The following is a 10,319-nucleotide window of genomic DNA, read 5'->3' as shown; positions in this document are numbered from 1 at the left end:
CGCGAAACGAGACGCGAACACCGGCGACGACTCCAACAACCCCACCGCCATCCCCACCCACTGACCACCCTGACCAGGAAAGACGAACACCGGCCGGATGGCGCGCCCCTGTACTGCCGGGGAGCCCGTCACGACGGTGGCTGTGGGTTCGCCGGCGGCGAGCGCGGCGAGTCCGGCGAGGAGGTCGTCCCGATCGCGGCCCACGACGACGGCGCGCTCGTCGAAGAGGGAACGGTGGCGTACGAGAGTGAGGCCGATGTCGGCGGCAGGGGTGTCCGAGGCCAGCAGGACGCGCAGGCGTCGCGCCTGGGTGCGCAGTGCGGCCTCGGAACGGGCGGACACAACGAGCGGGATCGTCGGAGGTGCGGCAGGCGCCTCGGCGGGAAGCGGTGTGTCGGCAGGCTCCGGTGCATCAACCGCATCCGGCGCCTGGGCAATGACCACATGGGCGTTGGTCCCGCTCACCCCGAAGGACGAGATCCCCGCCCGGCGCGGCCGGTCGGCCCCCGGCTGCGGCCAGGGACGGTTCTCGGTGAGCAGTTCCACGGCGCCCTCGGACCAGTCGACCTGTGGTGTGGGCTCGTCCACGTGCAGGGTCCTGGGCAGCACTCCGTGGCGCAGCGCCATCACCATCTTGATGACCCCGCCAACTCCGGCGGCGGCCTGCGTGTGCCCGATGTTGGACTTCAACGAGCCCAGCCAGAGCGGCCGTTCGCCGTCCCGGTCCTGGCCGTACGTGGCGAGCAGCGCCTGCGCCTCGATCGGGTCGCCCAGCTTCGTCCCCGTGCCGTGGGCCTCGACGGCGTCCACATCGGCGGGCGACAGACCGGCGCCGGCCAACGCCTCCCGGATGACGCGCTGTTGGGAAGGGCCGTTGGGTGCGGTGAGGCCGTTGCTCGCGCCGTCCTGGTTCACCGCGCTGCCCTCGACGACGGCGAGCACGTGGTGTCCCTTGCGCCGTGCGTCGGAGAGCCGCTCGACGACGAGGACGCCCACGCCCTCCGCCCAGCCGGTGCCGTCCGCGTCGGCCGAGAACGCCTTGCACCGGCCGTCGGGCGACAGCCCGCGCTGGCGACTGAACTCGACGAACAGGGTGGGGGTCGCCATGAGGGCGGCGCCGCCGACCAGCGCGAGGTCGCACTCGCCGTCGCGCACAGAGCGGGCGGCCAGATGCAGGGCGACCAGCGAGGAGGAGCAGGCCGTGTCGACGGTGACGGCCGAGCCCTCCAGGCCGAACGCGTAGGCGAGGCGGCCGGAGATGACGCTGGCCGAACCGCCGGTGAGCAGATACCCCTCGTAGTCCTGTGGGGCATCGGCGAGGAGTGCGGCGTAGTCCTGCCCGTTGGCGCCGATGAAGACGCCGGTGCGGGAGCCGTGCAGAGCGGCCGGGTCGATGCCCGCGCGCTCGAACGCCTCCCAGGACGTCTCCAGCAGCAGTCGCTGCTGCGGGTCCATGCCGAGAGCCTCTCGCGGGGAGATCCCGAAGAACTCGGCGTCGAACTGGTCGATGTCGTGCAGGAAGCCGCCATGGCGGGTGTAGGTCTTGCCGGTGCGATCAGGGTCGGGGTCGTAAAGGTCGTCCACGTCCCAGCCGCGGTTTCCTGGGAAGTCCGTGATGCCGTCGATGCCGTCGGCGACCAGTTGCCACAGCTCTTCGGGGCTGGCGACCCCGCCGGGGAAGCGGCAGGCCATACCGACGATCACCACGGGGTCGCCGGCGACGCCGACGGCGGCGCGGACCGGTGCCGCGGGGGCCGGCACGCACTGTTCGCCGAGGAGTTCGGCGGTGATGTGGGCGGCCACCACCTGCGGGGTCGGGCAGTCGAAGACCAGGGTGGCGGGCAGCCGCAGACCGGTCTCGGCATTGAGGCGGTTGCGCAGTTCGACGGCCATGAGGGAGTCGAAGCCCATCTCCTGGAAGGCGCGGCCCGCCTCCACCACGTCCGCGGAACCGTGCCCCAGTACGTCGGCGACATGCCGGCTGACCAGGGCCAGCGCGGCGGTCTCCCGGTCGCCGGAGGGTAGTGCGACCAGCCGATCGCGCCATGTGCGCGCCGCGTCGGCGCCTCCCGCGACCACGGCGCGGCGGGCGGGTCGTACGAGGGAGCGCAGCAGAGCCGGCACGTCCCCGGAGCGGCGGAGCGCAGACAGGTCCAGACGAGCCGGCACGACCACCGGGCGCTCCTGCCGCAGCGCGGCGTCGAAGAGGGCGAGCGCCTCCTCGGTGGGCAGCGCCGTCATGCCGGCGCGCGCGGCGCGCCGCAGATCGGCGTCGCCGAGGTGCCTGGTGATGCCGCTGGCCTGTTCCCACAGTCCCCAGGCGAGCGAGACCCCCGGGAGCCCCTGGGCGGCGCGCTGCTGGGCCAGGGCATCCAGGCAGGCGTTGGCCGCCGCGTAGCCGGCCTGTCCGGCGCCGCCGAAGGTCGCGGCCGCCGACGAGAACAGCACGAACGCCGCCAGGTCCGCATCCCGTGTCAGCTCGTGCAGGATGCGGGCCGCGTCCGCCTTGGGCCGCAGAACGGCGTCAACGCGGTCGGGGTTCTGTGCGGCGAACACGCCGTCGTCGACGACACCTGCGGTGTGCACGACGGCCGTGAGCGGGGCCGACTCGGGAATCGCCCCCAGCACGGCGGCGAGTGCGTCACGGTCGGCGACATCGCACGCGACCACCTCGGCTTGCGCACCCAACTTCTCGAGTTCTGCTACGAGTTGAGTGGCGCCGTCGGCCGCCGGACCGCGCCGGCTGATCAGTACGAACCTGCGGATGCCGTGCCGGGCTGCGAGATGACGGGCGAGCAGTCCTCCGAGGGTGCCGGTGCCGCCGGTGACGAGCACGGTGCCCTGCGGGTCGAGGGCCGTGGACCGGCGGCCACGCCCATCGGCCCGCGTCAGCCGGGGCACGATCGCCCGGCCCGAGCGGATTGCGGCCTCGGGCTCGCCCGTGGCGAGCAGGGCCACGAGCGCGCGGGCCGCGTCCGGGTTCGCAGCGCCGTCCGGTACGCCGCTCTCGCTGTCGACGAGCACAATCCGGCCCGGATGCTCCGTCTGCGCCGTACGCACCAGCCCGTGGACGGCGGCGCCCGCCAGGTCGGTGACGTTCTCACCGGGGCCGGTGCACACCGCGCCCCGGGTGACAACCACCAGTGTGGACGTGGCGAACCGCTCGTCGGCGAGCCAGTCCTGCACGAACTCCAGCGTGCGGTACACGGCGACGCGCACGGGGTCCCGCTCCGCACCGCCGGCCTCGGCACGGCAGGTGAACACCACTGCGCCGGGAACGGGTGCGCCGCCGTCGAGGGCGTCCCGCAGGGCGTCGAGACCGTCGTACGTCGTGGTCGTGGCGCCCTGCTCGGCCAGCGCGGCAGCGAGGGTCTGCCCGCCCTGGTGGGTCGGTTCGTCGGCGAGGACGGCCCACTCGGCTGCCCTGACGTCGGGATCACGCAGGGGGAGTTCCGTCCAGTCGACGTGGAACAGGGGCTCGTTACCGCGTGTCCGCGCGTCGAGCTGCTCGCCGGTGACCGCCCGCAGCAGCAACGAGCCCACGGTGGCGACGAGCTGCCCAGAGGGTGCGGTGACGGAGAGACGCAGGGTGTCGGGCCCGGTGCGGGTCAGCCGCACACGCAGTGCGGAGGCGCCGGACGCGTGAAGCGTCACGTGACCCCAGGCGAACGGCAGCCGCGCACGGGCCTCGTCGTCCCCGAGCAGCCCACTCAGCCCCACGGCATGCAGGGCTGCATCGAGAAGGGCTGGGTGCACGGCGAACTCACTTGACGTCCGGGCGACTTCGCCGGGCAGCGCGACATCCGCGAAGACGTCGTCGCCGTTTCGCCAGACGGCTCGGAGCCCTTGGAAAGCCGGCCCGTAGTCGTGCCCCTCCTCGGTGAGGCGCTCGTAGTAGCCCTGGGTGGACACGGCGATGGCACCAGCGGGCGGCCAGGACGCGGCGCGGTCGCCGTCGTGGTCGTGGTCGCCGGTCTCGGCGCGCGGGGCGGCCTCTTCCGCGAGGAGCGCACCGGAGGCGTGCTGGGTCCAAGGCTCTTCCCCGTCACCGTCAGCCGGGTCGAGGCGCGAGTAGATGCCGATCTCCCGTCGGCCGGAGTCGTCGGGGGTGCCGACGGTCACCTGGAGCTGGACGGCGCCTTGTTCGGGAAGGATCAACGGGGTCTGGAGGGTGAGTTCCTCGACCGTGGGGGTGCCGAGCTGGTCACCCGCCCAGACCGCCAGCTCCAGGAACGCGGTGCCGGGCAGCAGGACCGTGTCGAGGATGGTGTGATCGGCAAGCCAGGGGTGCGAGCGGCGGGACAGGCGACCGGTCAGGATCAGGCCGTCGCCCTCGGCGAGATGGATCCTCGCACCCAGGAGGGGGTGTGCGGCCCGGCCCAGACCGGCGGAGGACACGTCACCGGCGGAGGACGCGGGTTCCAGCCAGTACCGCTCACGCTGGAAGGCGTAGGTGGGAAGGTCGATGATTTGGGCGCCCGAACCCTCGTAGAACGCTTGCCAGTTGACGGACGCGCCGGTGGCCCAGAGGGCGGCGACGGCCTTGACGGCGGTATGGGCTTCGTCGCGGTTGCGGCGCAGCATCGGGGTGCAGCCCGGGACCAGGGAGGACAGGGCCGAGTCCGGACCCACCTCGACGAAACGGACGACACCCGCGGCGCGGGCGGCCTCGATCCCGTCGTGGAAACGGACCGCGTCCCGGACATGACGCACCCAGTACTCCGGGTCCGTCACCTGCGAGGTCAAGGTCAACCGCGGCTCGTGGAAGGACACTTCGGCCAGGACCTGGCGGAAGTCGTCCAGCATCGGCTCCATCAGCACCGAATGGAAAGCATGGCTGACGGGAAGCCGCTTCACCTTCCGACCCTCGGCCTCAAAACGCGCGGCGACTGTCAGAACAGCGGCTTCCTCACCGGAGATGACCACCGCGTCCGGGCCGTTCACCGCAGCAAGCGACACCTGCTCCGACAACAGTCCGCTCACCTCGGCCTCGCTCGCCTGCAAGGCCGCCATCGCCCCACCCGAAGGCAGCGCACTCATCAACCGGCCCCGGGCCGCGACCATTTTCACCGCATCGTCCAGCGACCACACCCCTGCCACATGAGCGGCAGCCAGCTCACCGATGGAGTGCCCCACCATGACGTCCGGGGTCACGCCCCAGGACTCCAGCAGCCGGAACAACGCCACCTCACAGGCGAAGATCGCGGGCTGCGCCCACGCAGTGTCCCCCAACACCTCAGCAGGACCCTCGAACATCACCTCCCGCAACGACCCGCCGAACGCCGCACACACCTCGTCCAAGGCCCTCGCGAACACCGGATACGCCTCATACAACTCCCGGCCCATCCCCACCCGCTGCGACCCCTGACCGGAGAACACAAACCCCGTCCCACCAGCCACAGCCACACCACTCACCGGCTGACCCGCACCGATCACCACGGCCCGGTGCTCGAACACCGACCGCGTCGTGACCAGCGACCACCCCACATCCACCGGATCCAGACCAGGAACGCACTCCTCCAGCCGGCTCAACTGGCCGCGCAGCCCTTCAGCCGTCCGCCCCGACACCACCCACGGCACCACAGGCACCGGACCACGCGCAGCAGCCTCCGACGGCCCCGCCGCCGCCTCCTCGGCAGACTCGGTCGGCTCCTCCTCAAAGGCCTCTTGCAAGATCACATGTGCGTTCGTCCCGCTGATCCCGAACGAAGAGACACCGGCGCGCCGAAGCCGACCCTGCTCCGGCGCCCACTCCCGCGCCTCCCGCAACAACTCCACCGCACCCGACGCCCAGTCCACCTGCGGCGTCGGCTCATCCACATGCAACGTCGCCGGCAACACGCCCTGCCGCAGAGCCATCACCATCTTGATCACACCAGCCACACCCGCAGCCGCCTGCGCATGCCCGATGTTCGACTTCAACGACCCCAGCCAGAGCGGCCGTTCGGCATCCCGACCCTGCCCATACGTCGCCAACAACGCCTCGGCCTCGATCGGATCGCCGAGCGGGGTTCCCGTGCCGTGCGCCTCCACCGCGTGCACGTCCGAGGGAGTGAGCCCCGCACTCGCCAGCGCATCGCGGATGACGCGCTGTTGCGACGGACCGTTGGGTGCGGTGAAGCCGTTGGAGGCGCCGTCCTGGTTGACGGCCGATCCGTTGATGACGGCGAGGACGCGGTGGCCGTTGCGCCGGGCCTCGGAGAGGCGTTCGAGGAGGAGGAGTCCCGCGCCTTCGCCCCAGCCCGCGCCGTCGGCGACGGCGGAGAAGGACTTACAGCGGCCGTCAGGGGAGAGTCCGCGCTGTCGGCTGAACTCGATGAAGGGTCCGGGAGTCGACATGACGGTCACCCCGCCGGCCAGGGCCAGGGAGCACTCCCCCGCCCGCAGCGACTGCACCGCCAGATGCAGCGCGACCAGGGACGACGAGCACGCCGTGTCAACGGTGACGGCCGGCCCGACGAGGCCAAGGTTGTAGGCGATGCGGCCGGAGGCGACGCTGCCCGCGCTGCCGTGCAGGAGATAGCCTTCGAAGCCGTCAGGAATGTCACGGACGCGTTGGCCGTAATCGCCGTACATCACGCCCGCGTACACACCCACCGGCGTGTCCTTCACGGACTGCGGGAGAATACCCGCACGTTCGAACGCCTCCCAGGCGATTTGAAGGAGCAGGCGCTGCTGGACGTCCACGGCGAGTGCCTCGCGGGGACTCATGCCGAAGAAGGCGGGATCGAATTCGTCGGCGTCGTGGAGGAAACCGCCCTCGCGGACGTAGCTCTTGCCCTGCCGGTCGGGGTCCGGGTCGAAGAGGGTGTCGAGGTCCCAGCCCCGGCCGGTGGGGAAGTCACCGACAGCATCGGTGCCATCGGCCACCAGCTGCCACAGGTCCTCTGGCGAGCGAACGCCGCCGGGGTAGCGGCAGGCCATCCCGACGATCGCGACGGGCTCGCGGTTCTTGTTCTCGAGTGCTTCGAGGCGGTGGCGCGTCTGGTAGAGATCGGCCGTGACCTTTTTGAAGTACGAGAGAAGCTTCTCGTCGTTCTCCATCGCTGAATACCTCAGTCAATCAGTCGGCGGGGTGACGGCGGATCACTTGGCGTTGGTGCCGAATTCCTTGTCGACGAACGCGAACATCTCCTCCATGGAGGAGGTGCCGATTCCCTCGACCACATCGGCGACACCGGCGGTCGAGCTGATGTCGGCCGACTCCTCCTCCCAGACCCTGAGCAGCTCGCTCAGTCGGGTCCGGGTCATCTCGCGCGCGAGTTTGTCGAGGGAGACGGCGGTGAGGACGTCGCCGAGGCGGTCGATTTCCTTCAGGACGCGTTCCTCGGCCGAGAGCCCGGCGCCGACGATCTCCCGGTGGAGGTAGTCGGCCAGGGCCCGCGGTGTCGGGTAGTCGAAGACGAGGGTGGCCGGGAGGCGGCGTCCGACCTCGGCGTTGAGGCGGTTACGCAGTTCCACGGCGGTCAGTGAGTCGAAGCCGAGTTCCTTGAAGGCGATCTCGCCGTCCACGGTGTCCGGGGCGCCGTTGCCCAGGACGGTGGCGACGTGCGTACGGATGAGGCGCAGTAGTTCGGCCTCCTGCTCCGGGCGGCCCAGGACAGTCAGTCGCTCGGCGAGATCGCCCGGAACCGCGGTGGCCGTGCCGCCGGACGTGGTGGTGGCTCCCCGGCGCGGGGCGAACCGTACGAGGCCGCGGAGGAGGTGGGCCAGGCCGTCACCCTGGGCGCGCAGAGCCTTGGTGTCGAGCCGCATGGGCAGCAGCCAGGGTTCGGCCACGGTGAGGGCGGTGTCCAGCAGGCCGAGAGCCTCGTCGGCGTCGAGTGCGGCCATGCCGGCCCGGGCCATGCGCTGGTGGTCGGCCTCGGTGAGGTGCCCGGTGATGCCGCTGGCCTGCGCCCACAGCCCCCACGAGAGGGTCAGTGCGGGCAGCCCGCGGGCCTGGCGGTGGTGGGCGAGAGCGTCGAGGAAGGCATTGGCCGCCGCGTAGTTGCCCTGGCCTGCGCCGCCCAGGGTGGCGGCGGCGGACGAGAAGAGCACGAACGCCGAGAGGTCCTGGTCCCGGGTGAGATCGTGCAGGTGCCAGGCCGCGTCCACCTTGGGGCGCAGGACGGCGGCGGTGCGTTGCGGGGTGAGCGATCCGATGACTCCGTCGTCGGCGAGGCCCGCCGCGTGGACGACGGCGGTCAGCGGGTGTCGGTCCGGGACGGTGGCCAGGAGCCGTGCGGTGGCCTCACGGTCGGCGATGTCGCAGGCGGCGACAGTGGCGTGGGCGCCCTGCTCGGCGAGTTCCGCGATGAGTTCGGGGACGCCGGGGGCGTCCGCGCCGCGGCGGCCGGCGAGCAACAGGTGCCGTACACCGTGCGCCCGGACGAGATGCCGGGCGAGCAGCCCGCCGAGCACACCTGTCCCGCCGGTGATCAGGACCGTCCCCTCGGGAGCGAACGACACGCCTCCCGGGAGCGGTTGGGCCGGGATTCGGGCGAGCCGCGGGACGAGCAGGGTGCCGTCCTCGGTGAGGGCGGCCTGCGGCTCGCCCGAGGCGACCACACCGGGCAGCCCGCCCCAGGCGTCCGAGGCCACGTCGACCAACACGATCCGCCCCGGGTTCTCGGTCTGTGCGGACTTCAGCAGACCCCAGGCTGCGGCATCGGCGAGCCCTGCCGCGCCGTCGACGCCGGCGGCCGGTCCTCCACCGGGCCACGCGAGGACGAGGCGGGACGCCTCGAACCGTTCGTCGGACAGCCAGTCCTGGACCACCGACAGGGCCCGCACGACGCAGGCGTGGGTCTCCGCCACCACCACGTCGTGCCCGTCGGAGGACCTCAGTGGCAGAACGACGACGTCGGGAACGGGCGCGCCCCTGTCGACGGCGGCTCGCAGGTCGGCCAGGTCGAGGTGGTGGCCGGTCCCGGGCCGGGCCAGGGCCGCTTCGAGCCGGTCCCGCGCGGCCGGGTCGTCGTCCGTGACGACGACCCAGGTCAGGCCGGTGTCAACCGTGGCATGGGAGCTGGTCAGGGGCACCCAGTCGAGGCGGAAGAGGGACTCAAGGTGGGTGGCCAACGGGGCTGCGCCCTCGGCGTCGGGGGCCAGAGTCCGCCACATCATCTGTATGGCGGTGGCCACGGGCGCTCCACTCGCGTCGGCGACGTGCACGGCCACGGTGTCGGGGCCGGTCCGGGTGAGGCGCACGCGCAGACTGTCCGCGCCGGAAGCGTGGACAGTCACCCCGTGCCAGGCGAAGGGGAGCACCGGCTCGGGCGCGCCGTCCAAGGTCACCGTCATGAGGGCGTGCAGAGCCGCGTCGAGCAGCGCCGGGTGCAACACGTACAGCGAGGCGTCGGCGCGTTCCTGCTCGGGCAGGTCGACCTCCGCGAAGACGTCGTCCCCGAAACGCCAGGCGCGCCGCAAGCCCTGGAAGACGGGCCCGTACTCGTACCCCAGGTCGAGGAAACGGTCGTAGGCACTCGCGACGTCGAGCTCCTCGGCTTCGGCGGGCGGCCACGCGCCCGGCTCGGCCACGGACGCGGCGGTCTCGGCAGCTCTGGCGGCTAACGAGCCGACCGCGTGCCGGGTCCAGGAGAACTGACCTTCGTCACCGTCGGGCCGCGAGTGGATGGCCAGCTCGCGCCGCCCGTTCGCGTCCGGACCCTTCACGGTGACCTGGAGTCGGACCGTGGCCTGCTCGGACAGCAGGAGCGGAGCGGCGAGGGTGAGCTCTTCCAGCTGCTCGGCGCCGACCTGGTCCCCCGCGTGGACGGCGAGCTCCACGAAGGCCGTACCGGGGAGCAGGACCTGCCCGTTCACGGCGTGGTCCGCGAGCCAGGGGTGGGTGCGCAGCGAGAGCCGGGACGTGAGCACCACGCCGGCGTCGTCGGCGAGTTCGACCGCAGCGCTGAGCAGAGGATGCCCGGCCGTCTCCAGTCCGGCAGCCGACAGGTCCTGAACAGCGCCCTGCGTCGGCTCCAGCCAGTGGCGGCTGCGCTGGAAGGCGTACGTCGGCAGGTCCACCGTGTGTGCCGAGGCCCCGGCCAAGCCCGCCCGCCAGTCCACCGGCACACCCTGGACATGGAGTTCGGCCGCGCTCAGCAGCATCCGGTTCAGTCCTCCGTCGTCCCGGCGCAGTGAACCCACGAACACGGTGGCGGCCTCGGCGTCCTCGAAGGTCTCTTGGAGTCCGACCGCGAGAACGGGGTGCGGGCTGATCTCCACGAAGGTGGAATGGCCGTCGGTGAGGAGGGTGCGGACGGTGTCCTCGAAGAGAACGGTCTGCCGGAGGTTCGAGTACCAGTAACCCGCGTCCAGTGTCGTGGTGTCGA

The 10,319-nt window shown here is 71.7% G+C and carries 2 protein-coding genes; both read right to left on the bottom strand.

From position 1 onward, the window contains the following. The coding region (locus ACZ7OY_RS44370) for a type I polyketide synthase (protein WP_472251181.1) at positions 1 to 7,044 on the bottom strand (7,044 nt) is incomplete at its 3' end. A gap of 42 nt (positions 7,045 to 7,086) precedes the next feature. Continuing rightward, positions 7,087 to 10,319 (bottom strand): type I polyketide synthase (locus tag ACZ7OY_RS44365; protein ID WP_472251180.1); only part of this gene is annotated, 3,233 nt, incomplete at its 5' end.

The sequence above is a fragment of the Streptomyces sp. NPDC107559 genome, assembly GCF_055657365.1.
This window is presented reverse-complemented; position numbering and strand designations above follow the sequence as displayed.